We start from the raw sequence: 24,771 nt of genomic DNA, 5'->3' as shown, positions 1-24,771 counted from the left end.
CGGTAAAGTGCCGCGCTAAAAGCGGCCGACCAACAGGGAAGTAAAATTTGTGAATGACAGCCAGAGCGTGATCAGCGCCAGCAATCTAGATCTGACCTTTCAGACCAACGACGGGCCGGTTCATGCGTTGAAAGACGTGAACCTTGAGATCCACAAGGGAGATTTCGTTAGCTTTATCGGCCCCTCGGGCTGCGGCAAGACGACCTTTCTGCGGGTCATGGCCGACCTTGAGCAGCCCACCGGCGGCACCGTGACCATCAACGGTGTCTCTCCCGAGGAGGCGCGCAAATCGCGGGCTTACGGCTATGTGTTTCAGGCGGCGGGGCTATACCCGTGGCGCACCATCGGCGGCAACATCCGCCTGCCGCTTGAGATCATGGGCATCCCCCGCGCTGAGCAGGCCGAGCGGGTGCAGCGCGTGTTAGAGTTGGTTGAACTCAGCGGGTTTGAGAAGAAGTTCCCTTGGCAATTGTCGGGGGGGATGCAGCAACGGGCCTCTATCGCGCGGGCGTTGTCGTTCGATGCCGACATCTTGCTGATGGACGAACCCTTCGGCGCGTTGGATGAGATCGTGCGGGACCACTTGAATGAGCAACTGCTGAAGCTCTGGGCCCGGACGGAAAAGACCATTGCCTTCGTTACCCACTCGATCCCCGAGGCGGTGTATCTGTCGACCAAGATCGTGGTGATGAGCCCGCGGCCCGGTAGGATCGCCGATGTGATCGAAAGCCCGCTGCCGCGCGAACGGCCCTTGGAAATACGCGAGACGCCAGAGTTCCTTGAGATCGCGCATCGTGTGCGTGAGGGGCTGCGCGCCGGGCATGGGGACGATTGATGCGTAACATTATCCCCGTTCTCACGGTCGTGGGGCTGTTGATCGTCGTTTGGTATGGCGCTGCCGTCGCGCTTAACGCGCAATGGGCGCGGGATGTGGCGGCGCGGGCGGACAAGACGCTGACATTCTCGGAACTGGTGGCCGACACGTGGTCGCAGGACAAACCCAAGCTGCCCGCGCCGCATCAGGTCGGTGCCGAACTGTGGGAGACCACGGTGATGAAGAAGGTCACGTCAAAACGCTCGCTGGTCTATCACACATGGGTCACCTTCAGCGCGACCTTCCTAGGCTTCGTCATGGGGACCGCACTCGGGACGCTTTTGGCCGTGGGGATCGTGTTTAACCGCACCATGGACATGTCGGTGATGCCTTGGGTGATCGCCAGCCAGACCATCCCGATTTTGGCGATCGCGCCAATGATCATCGTGGTTTTGAATGCTGTGGGCCTCTCGGGACTGCTCCCCAAGGCGATCATCAGCATGTATCTGTCGTTCTTCCCGGTGGTCGTGGGCATGGTCAAAGGACTCCGCAGCCCGGATCAGATGCAGTTGGACCAGATGCGCACTTGGCACGCGAGCGGTTGGCAGACTTTCTGGAAGCTGCGGTTGCCGTCGTCGATGCCGTACTTCTTTACCTCGCTGAAAGTCGGGGTCGCGGCATCGCTGGTCGGGGCCATTGTGGGAGAGATGCCAACGGGCGCTGTGGCAGGTCTTGGTGCGCGGTTGCTGGCGGGCAGCTACTACGGTCAGACGGTGCAAATCTGGAGCGCGCTTCTTATGGCGGCGGCCTTGGCGGCGGTGATGGTTGGGCTGATCGGACTGATCCAGAGGCTTACGCTGAAACGGATGGGAATGGCATGATGGGCTGGGTTCTTTTCGCCATCGTCGCTTGGCTGGTCGGTCTGTCAATTAACGTCTGGCTGGCGCGGCAAAAACCGTCCCGCTGGGCGGCGCTCGCTTCGCCGATTGTCTTCGGTCTGACGCTCATCGCTGTCTGGGAAGGCGTGGTGCGGGGCTTTGACATCAACCAAGTCCTGCTGCCTGCACCTTCGGTGATTGCTGCGCGGTTTGCAACGTCGCTGGACATCCTCTGGGTCGACTTTGTGCAGACCGTTATCAAAGGCGCGCTGAGCGGTTATATCATCGGCTGCGGCGCGGCGTTCCTGACGGCGCTGGCGATTGACCGCTTTCCTTTCCTGCAACGCGGGCTGCTGCCGGTGGGCAACTTCGTCGCCGCCCTGCCGATCATCGGTATGGCCCCGATCATGGTGATGTGGTTCGGCTTTGGCTGGCAATCCAAGGCGGCGATTGTGGTGGTCATGGTGTTCTTCCCGATGCTGGTGAACACGGTGCAGGGCTTGCAGGCCAGCGACGCCATGCAGCGCGACTTGATGCGGACCTATGCCGCCGGTTATTGGCGCACGCTTTTGAAACTGCGTCTGCCTGCGGCGATGCCTTTTGTCTTCAACGGGTTAAAGATCGGCACCACCCTTGCCCTGATCGGCGCCATCGTTGCTGAATTCTTCGGCTCTCCGGTGCTGGGAATGGGCTTTCGCATCTCTACCTCGGTCGGGCAGCTTGCGCTTGATCTGGTCTGGGCCGAGATTGTTGTCGCGGCAATAGCCGGATCGGCGTTCTATGGTATCATGGCCCTTATCGAAGGACGGGTGACCTTTTGGCACCCTAGCCAGAGGAACTAAAGACGACCAACCAACAGGGAGATAAAAATGAAAACCATCACGAAGATCGCTGCCGGGGCCGCCTTGGGCCTCTGGGGGGGCGTGGCGCAGGCCGCCGACGACCTGACGCTGCAATTGAAATGGGTCACGCAGGCCCAGTTCGCGGGCTATTACGTCGCCAAAGACAAGGGCTTTTACGAGGAAGAGGGGCTGGACGTCACGATCAAGCCCGGCGGGCCGGACATCGCGCCTGTGCAGGTGCTTTTGGGCGGCGGTGCCGACGTGATGGTGGATTGGCTGCCTTCTGCACTGGCCGCCCGCGAGAAAGGCGCGCCGATCGTGAACATCGCGCAGCCCTTCGCGAAATCCGGCCTGATGCTGACCTGCCTTAAAGAGCATGGCATCGAAAGCCCCGAGGATTTCCCCGGCAATACACTCGGCACATGGTTCTTCGGGAACGAGATTCCGCTGATGAGCTGGATGGGTAAGCTGGGCTATGCCACCGATGGCTCCGAAGGCGGCGTGACGATCCAGAAGATCAACTTCAACGTCGATCCTCTGCTGCAAAAGCAGGTCGAATGCGCCACCACCATGACCTACAACGAATATTGGCAGGTGATCGACGCGGGGCTGACGCCCGAGGATCTGGTGGTCTTCAAATATGAGGATGAGGGCATCTCGACGCTGGAAGACGGTCTCTACACCACCGAGGAGAACCTTGCGGATCCTGAGATGGTCGACAAGCTGGCGCGTTTCGTGCGGGCCTCAATGAAGGGCTGGAAATACGCCGAGGAGAATGTCGAGGAAGCCGCCGACATCGTGTTGGAGAATGACCAGACCGGCGCGCAGACTGAAAAGCACCAGACCCGTATGATGGGCGAGATTGCCAAGCTGACACAAGGTAGTGATGGTCGTCTCGACGAGGCCGCGTTTGACCGCAGTGCCGCGATCACCATGGAAGGTGGCATGATCACCAAGGCCCCCGAGGGTGCTTGGACACATGTCATCACCGACAAAGCGCTTCAGTAAATTTGAATGCTCTTGAGTTGGAAGGGGCCCACGCTTTGCGCTGGCCCCTTTCTTGTTTGCACAAAGGGTCAGCGCCTGCTCGCGGGCCGGCGGTCCAACGTTGCATCGTGCCACTTTATGGCTCAACCTTGACGCGCCTTCGCAAAGTCACGCCGAGCTTGACGATATCGCCTACCCGGGGGGCAGGCGATGGCCCGGTGCCTGCGGCTTGATTCCGGGCCGGGTGCCTTACAGCACGGTAACCTTCGTCCCAATCGGTACGCGCTGATAGAGATCAATTACATGCTCATTCAACATGCGGATACAACCGTTGGAAACCGAACGCCCAATTGAGTTCGGCTGCGTCGTGCCGTGAATGCGGAAGTATGTGTCCCGCCCATTCTGGAACAGGTAAAGCGCCCGCGCGCCAAGTGGATTGCCGGGGCCGCCGGGCTGGGCGTCGGTATTACCGATGAAGCGTTTGTAGGCCTGAGGCTCGCGCTCAATCATCTCATCGGTGGGGCGCCAGGTGGGCCATTCTTTCTTAACGTCGATGGTCGCGGTGCCCGTGAACTCCAGCCCCGCTTTGCCAACGCCGACACCATAGCGCATCGCCTGACCGGGGGCGGTCACAAGATAGAGGTAGTGACTGCGCGGCAGGATCAGCAGCTGACCGGGCGCGTATTGCGCTTTCATCGGCACGGCCTGCGGTGTGGGGTCATAGGCGGCGGTGCGCGCCTGCGCCATCAGGGGGAGGGCGGCGGCTGCTACGGTGCTGGTCAGAAAAGTACGGCGGCGCATGGCAGGCTCCATCAAAATATCAGTTTTTCGCCCTGCATTTTGCCACGGGGGCGCATTTTATCAAGGCTGGACATAAAAAAACCGACCTGCCGTGGCCAGCAGGTCGGTTAAAATTCTTGGGTCAGGGCCGAAGCCCCCAGCCATTAGGCCAGCGCGATGTTTGTCGCGGACTCGCGGCCGTCACGGCCTGCTTCGATGTCGAAGGTCACTTTCTGGTTGTCGGCAAGGCCGGTCAGACCAGCGCGCTCAACAGCGGAAATGTGAACGAAAACGTCTTTGCTGCCGCCATCGGGAGCAATGAAGCCGAAGCCTTTAGTTGTGTTGAACCATTTTACGGTGCCAGTGGCCATATCCGTAGTCTCCATATTTACGCCATCCGCTTAAGTGCGATGGCCCGGCGTTGTTGGTCTGGATCGATAGACTGAGCGCCGTATGAGGGAGACAGTGGGTCGAAAAAGATAACGTCTGCATCGCCTATATTGCATTGGGAGGGGATTCGTTCAAGGGGCAACGCATATTAGACCGCAACGACGGTGTCGCCACTCTGATTATCGGCAAATTACTGCCACAAATTCCCCGAAAACCTCTGATTTATAGGAAATACCATCAAACAGACTGTCTCAAGTTTGTCTAAAACCTGTCTCATTGCTGCCCGGCATAGGTGGTTTTTTGCCAGAAAGCCCCAAGTGCGCCTGCCAGCGCCCCCCCTCATGCGGAGTAATGAGACATGATGCGTATCCTTGCTGTAGACGATGACCCGGTTATCCTTGATCTGCTTACAGGTTGCCTGACCGAGAATGACAACTACGAGCTGACCTGCTGCGAAAGCTCGGAAGAGGCGCTTGATATCATGCAGGAGTCGAGCCAACCGTTCGATTCATTCCTGCTGGATATTATGATGCCGGGCATCAACGGGATCAGCCTGTGTGAGATGATCCGCGATGTGCCCTTCTACCGCGCCGTGCCGATCATCATGATCACCGCCAGCAAAGAGCCCGCGATGATGCAGCGGGCCTTTGATGCGGGGGCCACGGATTTCCTGTGCAAGCCTCTTGATGGTGTTGAACTTAGTGCGCGGATCAATGCGGCGAGTATGCTTAATGCGTCACTGCTGCGCGAGCGTGAGGCGCAGCATACGCTGGCCGAACTGACCCAGATGATGCAGATCCGTTTTGACGAGGATTTCGATCTTGATGTCTCGGCCTGTAGTGACGTGTCCACGCTGGAGAATTACCTGCTGCGCTTGCCAAGCGGTTGTTTCTCGATGAGCCTCTTTTCGATCTCGGTCGATGGGGCACGTGGCATCTACCGCGCGGTCAAGGCACCAGCCTTCCGCCGCCAGATGGAGCAGGTGGCCCGTGCCTCTGTTTATTCGCTGGAGGGGATGCGCTTTCATCTGGCCTATGCGGGCAGTGGCCGTTTCATCGGTGTGGTGATGAGCCGCGCACGGTTGAACACCGCCTCCATGGCCGAGCGGATGCGCGAGCATCTGGAGAAGAACTGGGACGGCAAGGGCATGAACGGCGGGCTGGCCCCGTCACTGCAAGTGCATTCGGTGACCGAGCAGCGCCTATGGTCGGGCCTGTCGGCTAGCAATAAGCTGCGGGAGTACCTGCAAAGCTGGGATCCCCTGCACGGTCTGGCGCGGCATGACGAGGACAACCTTTTTGCCCAGTTGGAAACCGCGATCGAGGACGAACGCTGAGGGCTCTGCTCGTTCTCAGCTTAGTGACGCGCCCGTTCTACTGAGAGGTGGGGCGGGCGTTTCGCGTTCACGCGCTGACTGTGTCGCCCTGCCTGAGGGGCGATCCTGACGTTTTAGATTTGCGAAAGGTGGGCAGGGAGCGCTGACGTACTTGTATGTCGGTACGTTGGAAAATCGCCCTCCGGGGGGAGGGAGGGCGATGCCCGGTGTGCCACCGGGTGGGGCTGTTGCGGCGTTGCGTAAAAGGAAAAGGCGGCATGAGGGCCGCCCTTTCTTATCCGATTGCAACGGTAAACCTTACCGCGCGAACTTCTTGTGCTTCAGGCGCTTGGGCTCTAGCGCATCGGCACCCAGACGGCGCTTCTTGTCCTCTTCGTAATCTTCAAAGTTGCCCTCGAACCACTCCACATGCGCTTCGCCCTCAAAGGCGAGGATATGGGTACAGATCCGGTCAAGGAAGAACCGGTCGTGCGAGATGACCACGGCGCAGCCCGCGAAATCGACGAGCGCGTCTTCGAGCGCACGCAGGGTTTCCACGTCCAAGTCGTTGGTCGGTTCATCGAGCAGCAGGACGTTACCGCCTTCTTTGAGCAGCCGCGCCATATGCACTCGGTTGCGCTCACCACCTGACAACAGGCCGACTTTCTTCTGCTGGTCGCCGCCCTTGAAGTTGAACGACGAGCAATAGGCGCGGGAGTTCACTTCGGCATCGCCGAGCTTGATGATCTCGGCCCCGCCGGTGATCGCCTGCCACACGGTGTCGTCGTGGTTCAGGTCATCGCGGGACTGGTCGACATAGGATAGCTCGACCGTGTCGCCGTATTCAATGGTGCCATCGTCGGGTTTTTCATGCCCGGTCAGCATTTTGAACAGCGTGGATTTACCCGCGCCGTTGGGGCCGATCACACCGACAATGCCGCCGGGCGGCAGGCTGAAGTTCAGCCCATCGATCAACTGCTTGTCGCCCATGTGCTTCTTCAGGCCTTCGACCTCAATCACCTTATTGCCAAGTCGCGGGCCGTTGGGGATGACGATCTGGGCGCGGGACAGCTTCTCGCGCTCGGAAGTTTCGGCCATTTCGTTATAGGCGGCGATACGCGCTTTGGATTTAGCCTGACGGGCCTTCGCACCTTGGCGCATCCACTCAAGTTCGCGCTCCAGCGTTTTTTGCTTGGATTTGTCTTCGCGGGCCTCTTGGCTCAGACGCTTGGCCTTTTGCTCCAGCCAGTCGGAGTAGTTGCCCTCGTAGGGGATGCCGCGGCCACGGTCCAATTCGAGGATCCAGCTGGTGATGTCATCAAGGAAGTAACGGTCGTGGGTGACGGTCAGGATGGTGCCCTTGTACTCGATCAGGTGCTGTTGCAGCCAGGCGATGGTCTCGGCGTCGAGGTGGTTGGTCGGTTCGTCCAAGAGCAGCATGTCAGGCGCTTCGAGCAGCAGTTTGCACAGCGCCACACGGCGCGCTTCACCGCCCGAGAGGTTTTCCGGCATCGCGTCGTCCGGGGGGCAGCGCAGTGCCTCCATCGACACGTCGATCTGGCTGTCGAGGTCCCACAGGTTCTGCGCGTCGATGTCGTCCTGCAGCTTGGCCATCTCATCGGCGGTCTCATCCGAGTAGTTCATCGCCAGTTCATTGTAGCGGTCCAGAATGGCCTTCTTCTCGGCCACGCCTTCCATCACGTTCTCGCGTACGGTCTTGGTCGGGTCGAGCTTGGGTTCCTGCGGCAGGTAGCCGACCTTGGCGCCCTCGGCGGCCCAGGCCTCGCCGGTGAAATCCTTGTCGAGCCCGGCCATGATCTTGAGCAGGGTGGATTTACCCGCGCCGTTGACGCCGACGACACCGATCTTCACGCCGGGCAGGAAGTTCAGGTGGATGTTTTCGAATGTCTTCTTGCCCCCGGGGTAGGTCTTGGAGACGCCGGACATGTGATAGACGTATTGATAGGCAGCCATTTGGAGAATCCTCGAAACGCGATTTGGGGTTTGCAGTGCAATATCGCCCGGGCGGGGCAATATCAAACACTCTATCCATCGCAGGGCTGGGGCCCCTTGATGCGCTGCGAGGCACGTCGCTCGGGGTAAGGCCGTAAGAGGTGATCCGGGCTATTGGATGGTTTTACAACGGTTTGGCAGGCGATCCGTGCAACCGAAAAGCGAAATTCGGTCGACTTTTCTGCGGTTTTTGCGCTAGGATTCTTTCAATCTGCGATTGGGCGGCGATTTTCGGCCATCGTGGAGTAGGCAGGCTGAAAGCGGTGCTCTCCCTTCGCAGTGCATCGACTGGCAGTCACAAAAACAGGGAAATACTCATGTCAAAATCCACAATTGTTGTGGGTCTGGACGGTTCGGAGGCTGGCGCGCGTGCTTTGGCCTTCGCTCAGGCTCAGGCCAAACAGATCGGGGATTGTTCGATCACGGTTTGCTTTGTGATCGAATGGTCGCCTTTCACCTTTCAGACCAAGGAAGAGAACGAGCAGCGCCATATGCGGCGCGAGCAGGAGTTGCAGCGCGCGCATGACGTGGTGCTTGATCCGGCGGTGGCAGAGGCCAAAGCCTCGGGCGTGGAGGTCGAAGGAATCGTGCGGCACGGTGATGTGGCCGATATCCTTGAAGGTGTCGCCAAAAAACGCGGCGCGATCCAGATCGTTGTGGGGCGGGTCGGTGAGCGCGGGCTCAAGCGGCTTTTTGGTGGGGTGACGGGCCGGTTGGTCGCAGGCTCCAGCGTGCCGGTCACGATCATTCCCTGAAAGGACAAGCCATGAACAAGCTGTTTACCTATATGATGGCCGTTTTCGCGTCATTGCTGCCGAGCCTTGCCGCTGCGCAAGAGGCTGTTGGCGTCGACGAACGTATTAACCAGATTTTTGCCGATTACACCGGTTGGTATGTTTCCTTCATTTTCGCCCCGCTGCCCGGCACGGATTTCTCATGGATCGCGCTGTGGCTGGTCGTGGGCGCGGTGGTCTTTACCGTCTATTTCGGGGCCATCCAGATCAAAGGGTTTTGGCATTCGATCCAGCTGGTGCGGGGCGATTATTCCGACCCCGACGATGCGGGCGAGGTGAGCCACTTTCAGGCGCTGGCGACGGCGCTGTCGGGCACCGTGGGTCTGGGCAATATCGCGGGCGTCGCGGTGGCGGTCAGCATCGGCGGGCCGGGTGCGACATTCTGGATGGTGGTTGCCGGTCTCTTCGGCATGGCGACCAAGTTCACCGAATGTACGTTGGGTGTGAAATACCGCAATGAATTCCCCGATGGCCATGTTTCAGGCGGGCCGATGTATTACATCGTCAAAGGCTTTGCCGAGCGCGGCCTGCCGCTGGGCGGGTTCATGGCGGTGCTGTTCTCGATCTTCACCATTCTGGGCGCTTTGGGCGGCGGCAATATGTTCCAAGCCAATCAGGCGCATGCGCAGCTTGCCGGGGTCTTGGGTGATTATCCGGGCTGGATCACAGGCGTCATCCTTGCCGGTGTGACCTTTGCGGTGATCGCAGGTGGCCTTAAGTCCATCGCCCGTGTGACTGAAAAGATCGTGCCTTTCATGGGCGTCTTTTATGTGCTGGTCTCGATCCTGATCCTGATCATTAACTGGGACATGATCGGCTGGGCCTTTGGCCAGATCTTCATGGGGGCCTTCACCGGTCTCGGTGTTGTCGGCGGCTTTACCGGGGCGCTGATCCAAGGCTTCCGCCGGGCGGCGTTTTCAAATGAGGCGGGCATCGGCTCGGCGGCCATCGCCCACTCCGCGGTGCGCACCAAAGAGCCGGTGACCGAGGGCTATGTCGCCCTGTTGGAGCCCTTTATCGACACGGTGGTGATCTGCACCATGACCGCTCTGGTCATCGTGATCAGCGGCGTGCTGAACCAAGACCCCGAAACCGGGCTCTACATCTGGAACGCTGAGGCGGGCCGGATCGCGACCGAAGGTGAAGTCAGCGGCGTGGCCCTGACCTCGGCGGCCTATGCGCGGGCCTTCTCATGGTTCCCGGTGCTGCTGATGATTGCGGTGGTGCTCTTTGCATTCTCGACCATGATCAGCTGGTCCTACTATGGCCTCAAAGCTTGGACCTATCTGTTCGGCGAGGGTGCGGTGAAGGAGTTGGTGTTCAAGATCATCTTCTGCGTCTTCATCGTGATCGGCGCGGCGGCGAGCCTTGGACCGGTGATCGACTTCAGCGATGCCATGCTCTTCTCCATGGCGATCGTGAACATCATCGCGCTCTACTTCCTAATGCCGATCGTGAAACGTGAGTTGAACAGCTATGTTACACGGCTACGCTCGGGCGAGATCGTGAAACACAAGTAAGCGCCTTGCATTGACAAAGGGCAGCAATGCCCCTCCTTTGGCCCCTGATTTCGGATCGGGGGCCATTTTCTTGCGCAATACCATGCCATTCGCGACTAAGGGGCAGGTCATCGGCCTGTTGGGCGGGTCGTTTGACCCGGCACATGAAGGGCATGCGCATATCACCCGCGAGGCGTTGAAACGGTTCGGGCTGGATCGCGTCTGGTGGCTGCTCAGCCCCGGCAATCCGCTGAAAGAACACGGACCAGCGCCGATGGCGCAGCGCAAGGCGCGGGCCGATGCGGTGATGGGCCACCCGAGGGTTGAGATTACGGACATCGAAGCGCAGCTTGGCACCCGTTACACCGCGCAGACGCTTGAGGCCCTACGGCGGCGCTATCCCGGTGTGCGGTTCGTCTGGCTGATGGGGGCCGATAACCTTGCGCAGTTTCATCTGTGGCAAGACTGGCGGCAGATTATGGAGACAGTGCCGGTCGGTGTGCTTGCACGACCCGGCCAACGTATCTCGGCCCGGATGAGTCGGGCGGCGGCGCTGTATGCGCCCTACCGGATCGCGGGGCGGAACAGTCAACTGCTGTCCCATGCCACAGCGCCCGCGTGGTGTTTTGTGAATGTGCCGATGGTCGATGTCTCTTCCACCGCGCTGCGGGCCGCCGGGGGCTGGCGCTCAGCGTAGCCGTGCCGAGGTGATGCCAGCGGTGATGATCACCGCAAGCCCCGCCCATGTCAGCGCATCGGGCAGGGTGCTGAACAGGAACAGACCCAGCAGCACCGCTGCGATCAGTTGGAAGTAGACCAAGGGTGCCAGTCGTGTGGCGGGCGCACGGCGATAGGCGTAGAGCAGCAGCAGATTGCCCAGCATGGAGAACAGCGCGCTGGCAGTCGCCAGACCGGCCACGGGCAGGGTGGCTGCCGGCAGGTTCATCAGGCCCAAGGGCAGCAGCATCACCGCACTCATCGCCAGTTGGGTAAAGGTCAGCGCGAGGGGCGGGGCGAGCTCAGACAGCCATCGCGACATGGTGAGAAACACGCCGTAGAACAGCCCCGCCGCTACAGCAAAGAGCAGGCCCGGCCCGCCCGTGCCACCGCCCATGCCGGGGCGCACCACCAGCAGCACACCGCAGAATCCCAGCAGGATCAACGCGCTGCGCAACAGGGTGATCCGCTCCCGCAAGAAAAGCGCGGCCAAGAGGTAGCTGACCATCGGCCCAATAAAAAAGGCGGCAAAGACATTGGCAATCGCCTCGGTCTGGAGCGCGGTTTGGATGCAGGTGATGCCCAAGGCCAGCGTTGCCGCCCGCAGCCAGAGCCGCCAGTCGCGCATCAGGCCCCAAGTGCCGCGCGGCAGGAACGGCAGCACCATCAGCGCGCCGATGGCAAAGCGCGACCATGCCACGAAAACTGGTGCCACGCCCATCCCCGAGGTCAAAATCTTGCCCGCGCTGTCCCCTGCGGGGATCAGTGACATGGCGATAAACATGATCGGAATAGCGCGTTGCATAACGTCGGGTTAGCAGGTCGGCGGTTTTGTGCAACCGCGAAAGGGGGGCGGGTGTCAGACAGGTTGTGGCCGAACGCCGCATGGGGTTTATATCAAGCCCATGAGCCAGAGATTTACACGACGCATTTTCCTTGGAACGGCTGCTGCTGCGATGGCAACGGTCTCCGCTTGGGCCGAGGCACCGACAACTTCGTTGCGCCCGATTGGGCGCGATAGCGACCTATATAAACAGGCCATTCCAAATGTGTCCGAGATCATCGCGGACAGCGGGATCACCGGCACGGTCGCCTTTGCCGTGATCGATGTCGAAAGCGGGATCTGGCTGGAAGCATCCAACGCGACCGACGGCATTCCGCCTGCGAGCAGTATCAAGGCGATCACCGCGCTTTATGCGCTGGATCAACTTGGGCCTGATCATGTGTTTGAGACGCGGTTGCTGGCGACCGGCGGCGTGGTCAACGGAGAAGTGCAGGGCGATCTGATCCTTGTCGGCGGGGGCGACCCGACGCTCGACAGTGACAACCTTGGTCAGATGGCCGAAGAATTGAAAGAGGCGGGAATCATCGGGGTGAAGGGCAAGTTCAAGGTCTATGAAGGGTCTTTGCCCGCGACCTTTGCGATCGATCCCGAACAGCCCGATCATGTGGGATATAACCCCGGCGTCTCAGGCATCGCGCTGAACTACAACCGCGTGCATTTCGAATGGAAACGCGACGGAAACGGTTATGACGTGACGATGGAGGGCCGCTCGGCGCGTTATGCGCCAGCGGTGCGTGTCGCCACGATGGAGGTCGTGGACCGCAGCGGGCCGGTCTATACCTACGAGAACCGCCCCGACCGCGATGTCTGGACCGTGGCGAAGTCTGCCTTGGGCTCTGGCGGCGCACGTTGGTTGCCGATCCGGCGGCCCGGCGTTTACGCGGGCGATATCTTCGCAACGATTGCCCGGAGCCACGGTATCAAGTTGGGCGATGCGGAACTGGCCGAAACACTGCCCGAAGGGGAAACCCTCGTTACCCATCGCAGCGCCGAGTTGCGGCCGATTCTGAAGGACATGCTGGAATATTCCACCAACCTCACGGCAGAGATGGTCGGCTTGGCCGCCAGCGCCAAGCGGCTGGGAACGGTGCCAAGTCTGCGTGCCTCTGCCGCCGAGATGAACAAATGGGCGATTGAGGAGCTGGGCATGGAAAAACCGGCGATGGTCGACCATTCGGGGCTGGGCGATGACAGCAAGATGACCGTGCATGACATGGCCGGGGGGCTGGCGCGCATTCATGGTACGGGGCTGCGACCTATTCTGAAACCAGTCTATCTGCGCGATGATCGGGGACGCCCGGAACGGGACAATCCGATCAAGATCGACGCGAAGACCGGAACGCTGAACTTTGTCTCGGCGCTGGCGGGATTTCTGACCACGCCCGAAGACCGGGTGTTGGCCTTTGCGATTCTGACCGCAAATACCGATGAACGGGCCAAAATCAGCCGGGCAGAGCGGGAGCGTCCGCCGGGGGCACGGACGTGGAACGGACGGGCCAAACGTGTGCAGCGTGGGCTGCTGGAGCGTTGGGGGCTTTTGTATAACGCGGTCGTAAAGCCCGAGCCGGAAGCCGCAGCCGAGCCTGAACCTCAGACGGCCCCCGAAACCGACGCCGAGGTCGGCACCGAGCCGGAAGCCGTTTTGGAAGAGTCCTGACGTCCGCTTAGGTCAGATGCCGCGCCCGCGCGCCGCGTTCGATCGCGGCGGCGTGGAGCCGGTCGATGTTAAGCTCATAGCGGATTTCTTCGAGCAAGCGCAGTTCAGCCTCGTCCAGCGTACCATCGGCGGCGGCCACGTCACAGGCCAGCGCATAGGCTGTTTCATGCAGGCGTTCGGGCAGGGCTTCGCGGATCAGGCCAAAGAGGGCATCCAGCCCGTCTTCCTGCTCGAACAGGTCAAAGACCGTCTTGCTGATCGTTGCCACGCGGTCATTGTCATAGCCGGAAAACACCGGCAGCAGGTTCAGTGCGGATTCAATTTTAACCAGTTCGGCGGTGCGGATGTCTTCGTCCGAGGCCGAGACCGCGATCATCAGCGCGACAAGGCTGTCTTGGGCGCTGAGCGAGAGGGAGGATGTGTCGGGCATCGGGAAATCCTTTGAACAGTTATGTTGCAGCGCAGAATATTGACCCTCAGGGTCCGAAGCAATAGGAACGGGCGACCCCGTGCGCATTGGGCGCAGGGGCGGCAAAAGATGGATGATCCGACATGTCCGAGACCCGAGACGCGGCACTCAGCAGCAAAGCATGGCCCTTTGAAGAAGCGCGCCGGGTGCTCAAACGTTACGCCAAAAAACCGCCAGAGAAGGGATATGTGCTGTTCGAGACGGGCTATGGCCCCTCTGGCTTGCCGCATATCGGCACCTTCGGCGAGGTCCTGCGCACCACGATGATCAAGCGCGCCTTTGAGGAGATCAGCGACATCCCGACCAAGCTGGTCTGTTTCTCGGACGATCTGGACGGCATGCGCAAAGTGCCGGGCAACGTGCCGCAGCAAGAAATGCTGAAAGAGCATATGCACAAGCCGCTGACTGTGGTGCCGGACCCGTTCGGCACGCATGAAAGCTTTGGCCACCACAACAATGCGATGCTGCGCCGGTTCCTTGATACTTTCGGGTTCGAGTATGAATTCTACTCGGCCCGCGAATTCTACCGCTCGGGCCAGTTCGACGAGGTGCTGCTGCGCGCCTGCGAAAAGTATGATGAGATCATGGCGGTGATGCTGAAGTCGCTGCGCGAAGAGCGGCGTCAGACCTATTCGATCTTCCTGCCGATCCACCCTGAAACGGGCCGCGTGATGTATGTGCCGATGAAGAAGGTCAACGCAAAAGACGGCACGATCACCTTTGACGACGAGGACGGCACCGAGATGACCCTGCCGGTGACCGGTGGTAATGTGAAATTGCAGTGGAAGCCCGATTTTGGCGCCCGCTGGGCTGCGCTGGACGTCGACTTTGAGATGTACGGCAAGGAGCATGCGACCAATACGGCGATCTATGACCGAATCTGCGAGATCCTTGGCGGCAAGAAGCCGGAGCATTTCAGCTATGAACTGTTCCTAGACGAAAACGGGCAGAAGATTTCCAAGTCCTCCGGCAACGGTATTTCGATCGACCAATGGCTGACCTATGCCAGCACTGAGAGCCTGTCGTATTTCATGTTCCAAAAGCCAAAAACGGCCAAGCGCATGTATTTCGACGTGATCCCCAAGGCGGTCGACGAATACCATCAACAGTTGCGGGCCTATGAGACACAGGACGTGAAGGCGCGGCTGAACAACCCGGTCTGGCACATCCACGGTGGCGATGTGCCGAAGTCCGATATGGTCGTGCCCTTCTCGATGCTGTTGAACCTCGCAAGCGTGTCGAGCGCCGAGGACAAGTCGCAGCTTTGGGGTTTCATCCAGCGCTATGCGCCTGACGCCACACCCGAAACCAACCCTGGTATGGATCAGGCGGCGGGCCATGCGGTGCGCTATTTCAATGACTTCGTAAAGCCGCAGAAGGTGTTCCGCGCGCCTACAGAGTTGGAGCGCGAGGCGCTGGAAGACCTGCGCGAGCGGCTGAAGGTCTGGGACGGCGGTCTGGACGCCGAGGCATTGCAGAGCATGGTGTTCGCTGTCGGAAAAGAGCGTTTCGACCCGCTCCGCGACTGGTTCACAGCGCTTTACGAGGTCCTGCTCGGCGCCAGCCAGGGGCCGCGTTTCGGTGGGTTTATCGCGCTTTATGGCGTGGATGAGACCGTGGCGCTGATCGACGACGCGCTGGCGGGCAAGCTGACCACCGCGTGAAACTTTTGCCTCTTGCCCTGCGTGACTTAGATCATTCAGCAAGGGTAAGGGGGAAAGGCAATGCGCAAAGGGATGTTCACATTTTTCGGAGGGCTGGTGCTTTCGGCCCTCCTGAGTTTTGGCGCTATGGCGCAGCAGGCCGAGATCGAAGAGACGATTAACAGCCAGTTCGACGCCTTTCGAGCGGATGATTTCGCCGCTGCTTTGGAGTTCGCCACGCCGAATTTGCAGCGCTATTTCCAGACCCCCGAGAACTTTCGCAGTATGGTCAGCAATGGCTATCCAATGGTGCAGAACCCTGCCGAGGTGCGGTTTTTGGACCGTCGCGCGGATGGGTCGCGCTTTTATCAGGTGGTGCAGGTTGTCGACCCCAAGGGGTTCACCCATTTGCTGGGCTATCTGATGGAGCAGACGGACGCGGGCTGGCGCATCGGAGGGGTGCAGATCCTCGACGCGCCGGGGGCCAACGTCTGAGCGCTGTTGCGCGATGCCCGCTCGGCGGGCCAAGCGGCGTTTAACATATCGTTGATACTTCCCTGACTTCACGGTTCGGCCTGTCCGAGCCAGAGCAGTTGAGCGGCGCGCCCCGGTGGGAGGTGCGGACCGGGGAAAGGAAAAGCGATGAACAAAGCGATTACCGACGGCGTGGTGCTGATGCCGACACCCTTTGCGGCGGGTCTGGATGTCTGGTCGAGCGGCGACGGCACGCCCGGGTCGGACACCTATGAAAATGCCTCAAACGCGGCCTTTGTCCCGGCAGATCAGGATTTTGGCGGGGCGCTGGAATTGCTGAAGACACAGGCCACACAGCGCTTGCGGTATATGGGGCAGACGATCCTGCTGCCGGGTTGCTATCTGCGCGTAACGGCGCGGGTGAAGGCGATCAGTGGCAACCTGCCCACGGTGCGGATCGCTGGATATCCGGCGCAATCGGGCGGGAGCCGGGTAAGCGGCGTGCCGGAGTTCGGACCGGCCACCACACTTAGCAGCTACGGCGAGGTGGTTGAGGTCAGCGCGATCATAGGCAGTGGCGACCGCGGCGGGGTCGATATGGTCTGGGGCACGCAGGCGGCCTATGGCCATTTCGGGCTGGACCTGACCGGGCCGACAGGTGGCGTGGTCCGAATTGATGATATTGAGATCGAAGATGTCACGGCGGTGTTCCTGCGGGACATGCTAGCGCAGGTTGATGTGCGGGACTTTGGCGCAATCGGCAACGGCGTAACCGATGACACTGTCGCCTTTGAGGCGGCTAATGCCGCCGCCGATGGGCGCACGGTCTTGGTCCCTGCGGGGAACTATCTGCTGAACGGTGATGTCACTTTTGACACGCCGGTGAAGTTCGAGGGCCATGTGACCATGCCAACAGCGGCGGTCCTGCTGCTGCGCCGGAATTTCGACCTGCCCAGCTATATTGAGGCGTTTGAAAATGAAGAGACTGCCTTCCTCAAAGCGTTTCAGGCGCTGCTGAACAACGCGGATCACGACTCGCTCGATATGGTCGGGCGTAAGGTGAATGTGACCGGGCCGCTGGATATGCAGGCGGCGGTGCCGGACAAGACCAGCTATGCCACGCGCAGGGTGATCCGCAACGGCCAGCTTGAGGCGGCATCGAGCAGCAATTGGGATACGGTCGTGGTGACCTCGCAGGCGAGCTACTCAACCTCAGACAGCCGCAAGCTGACCAATGTGGTCAATATCGCCAATGTCCCGGTTGGCGCGCTGGTCGAAGGCAGCGGGGTGGGGCGCGAGATCTATGTGCGCTCCAAGAACGTTGCCACGCAGGAGATTACCCTGAATGCGCCTCTATACGATGCGGCGGGCACGCAGAATTTCACTTTCCGCAAGTTTCAATACATGGTGGATTTCAGCGGCTTCGCTTCGCTGTCGAAATTTGTAATGGCCGATATAGAATTCCAGTGCAACGACCGGTGCAGCGCCATAAATCTTGCACCTGCGGGGCTGATCTTTCACCTGCGCGATTGTTTTGTCAGTCGCCCCAAGGACCGGGGCATCACCTCGATCGGCGGAGGCTGTCAGGGGATGTTGATCGACCGTTGTCAGTTCCTGTCGGCCGAAGATGCGCTGACCGTGCCGAACCGCAGCAGTATCGCGCTCAACACGAACGCCAACGATGTGAAGCTGCGCGATTGCCGTGCGACGAAGTTTCGTCATTTCGCGCTATTGGCGGGGGGAAATAGCATCGTGACGGGCAATCACTTCTTCCAAGGGGATGATGTCGACAACGGTGTACGTTCGGCGGGCTTGATCCTTGCCTCGGCCCATACCAGCGCGGTGGTGACGGGCAATTACGTCGATAACTGCTTTATCGAATGGACGAATGAGCAGGACCCGACGCCGGGTTTCACTTCGGGTTATTCGTTCAGCGCGCTTAGCATCAGTGACAATATCTTTCTGTCGGGTGAGGTTGCGCCATGGTTCAGCTATATCGTCGTGAAACCGCATGGGGCGGGGCATTTCCTGAGCGGGGTAAGCATCACCGGAAACCGTTTCCGCAGCCTCAACGGCAGCATTGACCGGGCAGAGCGGGCGGATACGACCTTTGCCGATCTCGACCTGTCGCGCTGCAAGAACGTAGTGATGAAAGGGAATTCCTTTCACGCGGTAACGACGCAGGTAGAAAATATGGCCGAGATTGAGTTCACCCAGTCCACGCCGTCAGAGACATGGGTGATCGATACCTCCGGGCATCTTCCGTTTGAGGGGCAGGCGCTGAATACCGATGCGGTGGTGGCCCACGGCGCGATCCGCAACAGCAACAACGTGGCGCAGTTTGACATGCCTTACGTGACACATGCGGAAGGGGCCAACCGGGACCAGATCCATGTGGTCTGGCCCACGGCAGTGAAGGGGAAAGTCTCTGTCATGGTGCGGATGGACAACCGTTAATCTTCGCTTTGCAATGGTGCGACACATGGCCCCGCCGCTAATCCGGTGGGGCCATTTGCGTTAGAACTCTCGCCAAAGACTAAGGGTGAGGGCGGTGTTTTCTGGCGCATCAAGAGGGACTTCGCTGCCCAGCTGCACACGGTATTTGCTGAAGCGGGGCGAGAGAACGATGGAGGGCGCAAACTTGGTATAGGTTTCGCCCCCGGTATAGGTGACGAAGACCTGCGTCATACCGGTGACGCCCTTGGTGAAATCGATCCCGGCGGTGCTGTCGAGTTTGATGACTTCTTGCGAAAATCCGAATTCCCATTTCGCGGAGGCATCAACGGTCAGCCAACCGTTCCGCTCTCCCAAAGTAAAGCCCCGACCCCACGACAGCCCTGCCCGAAGATGGGGAGAAATAAGCTCTCCCGTCCAGCTTGCTCCGGCACCGAGGTCATAGGCCCAACGGCCCCGCTCGGTCGGCTCTCCCAGCGGGAAACGCAGGAACACGGTCGCAGAACCGCTTTGCAGTCCCAAACGGTTTTGGGCTGTGTTGAGGTCAAAGCCGAGGGTCAGTGTCTCGCGTAGCCCGTATTCGATGTAGGTGCTTTGGGTGAGGTCATAAAAGTAGGTCGCGGAGAAGGAGGATGAGAGGAAACTCGTCCCCTTTTCGCGTAGCCATGGTCCAGCATGGGCGGCAGCGGCGCAAAGCTGGTAGGCCAGCAAGGTGAGGCAAAGGGCAGATCGCATGGCAGGCTCCTGCAGCGATCTTGGTTAATAGCGGTTAACAAATGGTTTCTTCGGATGGTCGAACGTAAAAACCCGGTGCCAAGAGCACCGGGCTTCAGGGTCGTCTATGTCAGTCGTATCACACGTGGGCTTTGTTGCCCCGTGGGCCCGCAATGAGCCAGACGATAAAGCCCAGCACCGGCAGGATGATGATGCCCAAGACCCAAGCGATTTTGGCCGCGCCCGACGCGCTTGAGGTGACGACCTGATAGATTGCGTAGATGTCAGCGATGAGGACAATAAGCCCAATAAGTCCATATTCCATTGTGCAGCCCCTCTTGAATGCGTGAATTTCCTATTGGTTGTTTAACCTCAGTGCGGCCATTTTGGTTCCCGCGCCGTACCGCAGATGGATGAGCCAGAACCCGCCAGCCCGCTCGTTATGCGGGAACCGGGGACCCCTGCCTCGGGTTTTATCGCTACAGCAATCACGAGAGGAACAGGCTATGACTGACACGACAGCACCCGCATCGCTGGTTTCTTCGGACAATGTGAACGGCACCGCCGTTTTCAGTGCGGATGGGACCGAAATCGGCCATATCGACCACCTGATGATCGACAAGAAATCCGGCAAGGTCGCCTACGCCGTCATGGGTTTCGGCGGCTTTCTGGGCATCGGTGAAGAGCATTACCCGGTGCCATGGAATGCGCTGGATTATGATCCGGCCCGCGACGGTTTCATGACAAACATTGATGAGGCCACGGTAAAAGGCGCACCAGAGCGAACAGATCGCTGGGACAGCGACCGCGCATGGCAAGAACGCACTTTTGACCACTACGGTGTCCCGTACTACTGGCTCTGATCGGCATTTTGAAAGTTTGCGGGGGAGGCGGCAGCGCCTCCCTTTTGCTGAGCGATATCCTGCACAGCCCATTGTTTTTGCGACGTGGATCGGGTCTCATAGGAGGGCGGTAATTGGACCGTGACTGGAAAGGGAATTTCCGATGTACCGTTTGATCGCTCTTAGCCTGCTGCTTACCCTCTCGGGTTGTGGTGTGCCGTTCGTCCCATTCATCTGATTGATTTAGGAGACCCGCTTCATGGAAGCTTTTCTTGATACGCTCGGTGCGGTGGCGCTAATCGCGCTGGTGGTGGTCGGGCTTGTCGCGGGGGCGATTGCCGGAGCCGTGGCAGGCCGCAATCGGCTGCTCTATCTCATTCTGGGTGTGGTCGGTGCTGTGGCACTGCCGTTCATCCTAGCCGCGCTTGGCGTCACGGTTGTGGCGGCAGGGGGGCTGCTTTTGCTGCTGGTTGTGGCAGCAATTGGTGCGGGGCTGGTGTTGGCCCTCGTTACCGCGCTGCGACGGTAGATTGGGGTAGATTTTTAGACCTAACGCACGGGCCACCCCCTAAGGGGCGGCCCTTTTTCATTCAGCGTTTGCGCCGTTTCACATTGCCGCCGCGCATTCCGCCCCGGCCAGAGGTGCTGCGCCCGGAGGCTTGCTGAGCCGCATCAACGGCGCGTTCCACTGCTTGCTGCCGGGCCAGCGGGTCATCCGCCACGGCCAAATCGACCGCTTCCAGCCGTTTGACCTCATCCCGCAGCCGCGCCGCCTCTTCGAACTCGAGGTTCTCTGCCGCCTTGCGCATGTCGGCCCGCAACCCGTCAAGGACTGTCTGAAGATTGCCCCCGGCAAGCGGATTATCGACCTTGGCGGTCACGCGGTTCATATCGACATCACCTTTGTAAAGGCCAGCCAGAATGTCATCGACGTTCTTTTTGACCGTGGCGGGGGTGATGCCGTGTTCTTCGTTATAGGCAACCTGCTTGGCGCGGCGGCGGTCGGTTTCGCCCATCGCACGCTCCATCGAGCCGGTGATGCGGTCGGCATACATGATCACGCGCCCTTCGGCATTACGCGCCGCGCGCCCGATAGTCTGGATAAGCGAGGTTTCAGAGCGCAGAAAGCCTTCTTTGTCCGCATCAAGAATGGCCACCAGCCCACATTCGGGGATGTCGAGCCCCTCCCGCAATAGGTTGATCCCGATCAACACGTCAAAGGCGCCCAAGCGCAGATCGCGCAGAATTTCGATCCGCTCAATCGTGTCGATGTCGCTGTGCATGTAGCGCACGCGGATGCCCTGTTCGTGCATGTATTCGGTGAGGTCTTCGGCCATGCGCTTGGTCAGCACGGTGCAAAGGGTGCGGTAGCCTTCAGCGGCGACTTTGCGCACCTCATCAAGCAGGTCGTCGACCTGCATTTCCACGGGGCGAATTTCTATATGAGGGTCGATCAGACCGGTCGGGCGAATGATCTGTTCGGTGAACACACCCCCCGTCTGTTCGATTTCCCACGCCGCGGGCGTGGCCGAAACAAAGACCGATTGCGGGCGCATGGCGTCCCATTCCTCGAACTTGAGAGGGCGGTTGTCCATGCAGGACGGCAGGCGGAAGCCGTGTTCGGCCAGCGTGAACTTGCGCCGATAGTCGCCCTTGTACATGCCGCCGATCTGCGGGACCGAAACGTGGGATTCATCCGCGAAAACGATGGCGTTGTCCGGGATGAATTCGAACAGGGTGGGGGGCGGCTCGCCGGGCGCGCGGCCTGTGAGGTAGCGCGAGTAGTTCTCGATCCCATTGCAGACGCCCGTGGCCTCCAGCATTTCGATATCGAAGTTGGTACGTTGCTCCAGCCGCTGCGCTTCCAGCAGTTTGCCGTCGGCGACCAGTTGATCCAGCCGCGTGCGCAGCTCTTTCTTGATGCCGATGATCGCCTGAGACATCGTCGGCTTGGGCGTCACATAGTGGCTGTTCGCATAGACGCGGATTTGGTCGAAAGTGTCGGTCTTTTCGCCCGTGAGCGGGTCGAACTCGGTGATGCTCTCCAACTCTTCGCCAAAGAAGGACAGCCGCCACGCGCGGTCATCAAGGTGGGCGGGGAAGATTTCGAGACTGTCGCCGCGTACCCGGAAGGAGCCGCGCTGGAAGGCGGCATCGTTGCGCTTGTACTGCTGTGCGACAAGATCGGCGATGACTTTGCGCTGGTCGTAGCTCTCGCCGGCTTTCAGATCTTGGGTCATCGCGCCGTAGGTCTCGACGCTACCGATACCATAGATACACGACACCGAGGCCACGATGATCACGTCGTCACGCTCCAAAAGCGCGCGTGTGGCGGAGTGGCGCATCCGGTCGATCTGTTCGTTGATCTGCGATTCCTTCTCGATAAAGGTATCGGACCGCGCCACATAGGCCTCGGGCTGGTAGTAGTCGTAGTAGGAGACGAAATATTCCACGGCGTTGTCGGGGAAGAACCCTTTAAACTCACCGTAAAGCTGCGCGGCCAGAGTCTTGTTCGGCGCAAGGATGATTGCCGGGCGCTGTGTTTCTTCGATGACCTTAGCCATGGTAAAGGTCTTGCCCGTGCCCGTCGCACCCAAAAGCACCTGATCGCGCTCGCCCGCGTTCACCCCTTCGGTCAGCTCTTTGATCGCGGTAGGCTGGTCTCCCGCCGGGGCAAACTCGGTGACCAATTTGAACCTATGCCCGCCCTCAAGCTTGGGACGGTTGCGTACATCGGGGGCGGGGTTTGCCAGCAGCGGCATACCTTCCGATTTATCGGTTTGGGCATAGGGCATCACGGGTATCCTTCGTCGGGCTCCCCATAGGTGCCCTCTTTCGCGCCGTGTTCAAGGGGCAGGAGGCCGCTGGAGTCGGTTTTCAGGCTACTTCATCAGCCGTTTGCGATTCTGTCGCACCTTGCGGGCCAGAGGGGCCAGCGAAGCGTTCATGATCTGGTCGGGGCTTTTGCCGGACATCGCCGCCTGCGCGCCAGCGGTGAAAGCCTTGGCCATGGCCGGGCCTTTTTCCGCGACCATACGGTTGTTCTCACCGGGGCGTGCGGGCAGGGCGCCGGCCATGGCCAGTATGCGCAAAGACATGACGATTTGAGTTTCGATGGCCAGCGAGGCAAGCTGGCTTTGCATGGCGAAGACGGCGAAGGGATTCATGTGGAAGGCTCCAATGGGGTCCTACTCATGTAGTCTCTGCACTGCAGCATGGTAGGGTCTATCTGCATTGTCTTGCATTCCCTTGCCCCTTGGCACGGAATATTAGATAAAGCGCGAGGTTCCTGAAGCGAGAGTCCCGAAATGCGCGCACGTATCTTCCAACCCGCCCGTACAGCGATGTCCTCCGGCACGGCCAAGACCCGTATCTGGCTGCTTGAGTTTTCGCCGGCCGAAGCGCGCAGTGTCGATCCGTTGATGGGCTGGACCTCCTCCGACGATACGCAAAGCCAAGTGCGGCTGCAGTTTGACACCCGCGAAGCGGCGGAAGAATACGCGCGCGATCACGGCATCGACGCGCAGGTGCAACTGCCGAACAAACGCAGGCCCAACATCCGCGTCGGCGGTTATGGTGAGAACTTCGCGACCGGGCGCCGTGGGGCGTGGACGCACTGAGGCCCGTGTAGGTTCCGTCCTTTTCGGTCGCGCGGGCAACGGCACCGACCGAGAAGTTACTTGAAGCAATACCGATTGCTTAAGTGGCCTTGCCAGCGAATGGGTCATCCGAGGTCTTGCCAAACCTCTGAGGTGTTAAGCTCAAAGCCTCCTTTCCGGCTTTGCGAGCCAGAGAATTGATCCAAACAGCCGTCAGCCGCTTCAAGATAGAGGCAGAGTGTCCGTCCAGTGCAGAGGGCTGATCCTCAATAAGGTAATGTTTTCCAGCATCATGTGATATGCTCAGAATACGCATTAAGGCGGGAATGCGGTTTTTGAATCGATCTCTGGGGCGGGTTCTTATCAGCATTTGCCTACTTGGGATCAACTTAGCATTGATGAATGGAACTGGTTTTCTTTGGTTCCGACGGCAGAAGAGCCCGGTATTTGTTGAGGGCAGCCGTAAGTAACCCGCTCTAAGAGCTGCTGAATTATCAGTAGCATTTGCAGTCTTGGCTATTCCGGGAGGGGGGCTTGCACATGACTGTCTCTAAGCGGCCGCGAGAGGGTATCGCGGATACAGAGCGCACAACATCAGCCGAGAAACGGCTCAAAAAGGATTTGCTGCGCATTGCTTGCTGGATCGAAGCACGGCATCCGGAATGCCCCGTGTGTATTGAGCTGCAGCGTTGCGATGGATGTAAGCTCAATGAGATCGCACAGGTCGTACCCTTGGTGCAGGATCAAAAACTGCGGCGCGTTATACGGGACGAGGCCGAAGCTGCTTTTCGTCTCTTAGGCTGGGTTATCAGACCGGACATTCAGACCGTCCATTCGTTATTTGGTGAGGCTCAGAGCCAACCGGAGCACAGCCGCCTTCGCTACTGTTCCGAGATCGATAATCTTCTGCAGGATATCGAAAGCAAGCTATCCTTGATGAGACTTCGGGACCCTTAGCTTTGTATTTCGGCTGATGGTGCCAAAGTGACGCCATCAGTCGTTTGGATTGCTTCAATATTTACCGCGGTCTCTCGGGTTGGTGAGGC

At 59.7% G+C, this 24,771-nt stretch carries 24 protein-coding genes; 15 read left to right on the top strand and 9 right to left on the bottom strand.

Annotated features, from left to right (window positions below; all coding sequences use genetic code 11):
* Positions 1-49 precede the first annotated feature (49 nt).
* Genes K3759_RS14625 through K3759_RS14610 form a run of 4 tightly spaced genes read left to right on the top strand, consistent with a single transcriptional unit; the run spans position 50 to position 3,542 of the window.
* Positions 50-835: an ABC transporter ATP-binding protein gene (locus tag K3759_RS14625; protein WP_067938593.1), complete on the top strand. Its 786-nt coding sequence runs from the start codon at positions 50-52 to the stop codon at positions 833-835.
* A complete protein-coding gene (locus K3759_RS14620; protein ID WP_259982867.1) occupies positions 835-1,695 on the top strand; it encodes an ABC transporter permease in 861 nt (286 codons plus the stop codon). The genes K3759_RS14625 and K3759_RS14620 overlap by 1 nt, the downstream gene beginning before the upstream one ends.
* The gene (locus K3759_RS14615) at positions 1,695-2,534 is read left to right on the top strand and encodes an ABC transporter permease (RefSeq protein ID WP_259985653.1); all 840 of its coding nucleotides are present in this window, start codon (positions 1,695-1,697) and stop codon (positions 2,532-2,534) included. The genes K3759_RS14620 and K3759_RS14615 overlap by 1 nt, the downstream gene beginning before the upstream one ends.
* Positions 2,535-2,561: 27 nt before the next feature.
* Positions 2,562-3,542, top strand: coding sequence for an ABC transporter substrate-binding protein (locus K3759_RS14610; protein ID WP_259982866.1), 981 nt, complete (start codon positions 2,562-2,564; stop codon positions 3,540-3,542).
* A gap of 228 nt (positions 3,543-3,770) precedes the next feature.
* Here the strand turns inward: K3759_RS14610 and K3759_RS14605 are convergent, their stop codons facing one another.
* Both K3759_RS14605 and K3759_RS14600 read right to left on the bottom strand, forming a co-directional pair.
* Positions 3,771-4,322, bottom strand: a complete 552-nt coding sequence (locus tag K3759_RS14605) for a L,D-transpeptidase (RefSeq protein WP_259982865.1) — start codon at positions 4,320-4,322, stop codon at positions 3,771-3,773.
* A gap of 143 nt (positions 4,323-4,465) precedes the next feature.
* A complete protein-coding gene (locus K3759_RS14600) occupies positions 4,466-4,672 on the bottom strand; it encodes a cold-shock protein (protein ID WP_007117950.1) in 207 nt (68 codons plus the stop codon).
* Positions 4,673-5,049: 377 nt separating this feature from the next.
* Here K3759_RS14600 and K3759_RS14595 point away from each other — a divergent pair, with 377 nt between their 5' ends.
* Entirely contained in the window at positions 5,050-6,027 is a 978-nt protein-coding gene (locus tag K3759_RS14595; RefSeq protein ID WP_259982864.1) for a response regulator, read from the top strand.
* A 297-nt stretch (positions 6,028-6,324) separates the two neighbouring features.
* Here the strand turns inward: K3759_RS14595 and ettA are convergent, their stop codons facing one another.
* Complete coding sequence (gene ettA, locus K3759_RS14590) at positions 6,325-7,980, bottom strand: energy-dependent translational throttle protein EttA (RefSeq protein WP_259982863.1); 1,656 nt, start codon at positions 7,978-7,980, stop codon at positions 6,325-6,327.
* Positions 7,981-8,336: 356 nt separating this feature from the next.
* On the opposite strand from ettA, the gene K3759_RS14585 reads away from it, so the two are divergent.
* The 3 genes from K3759_RS14585 (at position 8,337) to K3759_RS14575 (ending at position 11,009) form a co-directional block, all read left to right on the top strand.
* Positions 8,337-8,774 carry a universal stress protein gene (locus tag K3759_RS14585; protein WP_007117947.1) on the top strand — a complete coding sequence of 146 codons (438 nt, stop codon included), beginning with the start codon at positions 8,337-8,339 and terminating at the stop codon, positions 8,772-8,774.
* Positions 8,775-8,785: 11 nt separating this feature from the next.
* Positions 8,786-10,333 carry a sodium:alanine symporter family protein gene (locus tag K3759_RS14580; RefSeq protein WP_259982862.1) on the top strand — a complete coding sequence of 516 codons (1,548 nt, stop codon included), beginning with the start codon at positions 8,786-8,788 and terminating at the stop codon, positions 10,331-10,333.
* Between the two features lie 82 nt (positions 10,334-10,415).
* On the top strand, positions 10,416-11,009 hold the full coding sequence (locus tag K3759_RS14575; protein ID WP_259982861.1) for a nicotinate-nucleotide adenylyltransferase: 594 nt from the start codon (positions 10,416-10,418) through the stop codon (positions 11,007-11,009).
* Here the strand turns inward: K3759_RS14575 and K3759_RS14570 are convergent.
* Positions 11,001-11,834 (bottom strand): DMT family transporter, encoded by an 834-nt coding sequence (locus K3759_RS14570; RefSeq protein WP_259982860.1) that lies wholly within the window; start codon positions 11,832-11,834, stop codon positions 11,001-11,003. The genes K3759_RS14575 and K3759_RS14570 overlap by 9 nt on opposite strands.
* 100 nt (positions 11,835-11,934) lie before the next feature.
* Between K3759_RS14570 and dacB the strand changes: the two genes are divergently transcribed.
* Positions 11,935-13,530 (top strand): D-alanyl-D-alanine carboxypeptidase/D-alanyl-D-alanine-endopeptidase, encoded by a 1,596-nt coding sequence (gene dacB / locus K3759_RS14565; protein WP_259982858.1) that lies wholly within the window; start codon positions 11,935-11,937, stop codon positions 13,528-13,530.
* A 7-nt stretch (positions 13,531-13,537) separates the two neighbouring features.
* Here dacB and K3759_RS14560 read toward each other — a convergent pair whose 3' ends face one another.
* Entirely contained in the window at positions 13,538-13,960 is a 423-nt protein-coding gene (locus tag K3759_RS14560) for a tellurite resistance TerB family protein (protein WP_067622015.1), read from the bottom strand.
* A gap of 122 nt (positions 13,961-14,082) precedes the next feature.
* On the opposite strand from K3759_RS14560, the gene K3759_RS14555 reads away from it, so the two are divergent.
* From K3759_RS14555 to K3759_RS14545, 3 genes are all read left to right on the top strand, one after another.
* Positions 14,083-15,663 carry a lysine--tRNA ligase gene (locus tag K3759_RS14555; protein WP_259982856.1) on the top strand — a complete coding sequence of 527 codons (1,581 nt, stop codon included), beginning with the start codon at positions 14,083-14,085 and terminating at the stop codon, positions 15,661-15,663.
* A 60-nt stretch (positions 15,664-15,723) separates the two neighbouring features.
* Entirely contained in the window at positions 15,724-16,137 is a 414-nt protein-coding gene (locus tag K3759_RS14550; RefSeq protein ID WP_259982854.1) for a DUF4864 domain-containing protein, read from the top strand.
* Between the two features lie 147 nt (positions 16,138-16,284).
* Positions 16,285-18,573 carry a glycoside hydrolase family 55 protein gene (locus K3759_RS14545; RefSeq protein WP_259982852.1) on the top strand — a complete coding sequence of 763 codons (2,289 nt, stop codon included), beginning with the start codon at positions 16,285-16,287 and terminating at the stop codon, positions 18,571-18,573.
* 60 nt (positions 18,574-18,633) lie between these two features.
* Here the strand turns inward: K3759_RS14545 and K3759_RS14540 are convergent, their stop codons facing one another.
* Positions 18,634-19,305 carry a hypothetical protein gene (locus tag K3759_RS14540; protein ID WP_259982850.1) on the bottom strand — a complete coding sequence of 224 codons (672 nt, stop codon included), beginning with the start codon at positions 19,303-19,305 and terminating at the stop codon, positions 18,634-18,636.
* A gap of 118 nt (positions 19,306-19,423) precedes the next feature.
* Positions 19,424-19,609, bottom strand: a complete 186-nt coding sequence (locus K3759_RS14535; RefSeq protein WP_259982848.1) for a PLDc N-terminal domain-containing protein — start codon at positions 19,607-19,609, stop codon at positions 19,424-19,426.
* A 181-nt stretch (positions 19,610-19,790) separates the two neighbouring features.
* Between K3759_RS14535 and K3759_RS14530 the strand changes: the two genes are divergently transcribed.
* Complete coding sequence (locus K3759_RS14530; RefSeq protein ID WP_259982847.1) at positions 19,791-20,147, top strand: PRC-barrel domain-containing protein; 357 nt, start codon at positions 19,791-19,793, stop codon at positions 20,145-20,147.
* 238 nt (positions 20,148-20,385) lie between these two features.
* Complete coding sequence (locus K3759_RS14525) at positions 20,386-20,655, top strand: GlsB/YeaQ/YmgE family stress response membrane protein (protein WP_259982845.1); 270 nt, start codon at positions 20,386-20,388, stop codon at positions 20,653-20,655.
* Between the two features lie 61 nt (positions 20,656-20,716).
* Here the strand turns inward: K3759_RS14525 and uvrB are convergent, their stop codons facing one another.
* Both uvrB and K3759_RS14515 read right to left on the bottom strand, forming a co-directional pair.
* Positions 20,717-22,921, bottom strand: coding sequence for an excinuclease ABC subunit UvrB (gene uvrB / locus K3759_RS14520; RefSeq protein ID WP_259982844.1), 2,205 nt, complete (start codon positions 22,919-22,921; stop codon positions 20,717-20,719).
* A gap of 87 nt (positions 22,922-23,008) precedes the next feature.
* Complete coding sequence (locus K3759_RS14515) at positions 23,009-23,293, bottom strand: antifreeze protein (protein WP_259982842.1); 285 nt, start codon at positions 23,291-23,293, stop codon at positions 23,009-23,011.
* Positions 23,294-23,434: 141 nt separating this feature from the next.
* Here K3759_RS14515 and K3759_RS14510 point away from each other — a divergent pair, with 141 nt between their 5' ends.
* The gene (locus tag K3759_RS14510; RefSeq protein ID WP_259982840.1) at positions 23,435-23,746 is read left to right on the top strand and encodes an ETC complex I subunit; all 312 of its coding nucleotides are present in this window, start codon (positions 23,435-23,437) and stop codon (positions 23,744-23,746) included.
* Positions 23,747-24,771: the final 1,025 nt, after the last annotated feature.

The sequence above is a fragment of the Sulfitobacter sp. W027 genome, from assembly GCF_025143985.1.
Taxonomy (GTDB): domain Bacteria; phylum Pseudomonadota; class Alphaproteobacteria; order Rhodobacterales; family Rhodobacteraceae; genus Sulfitobacter.
Note: the sequence above shows the minus strand (reverse complement) of the source record. Positions and strands in the feature narration are given on the sequence as shown.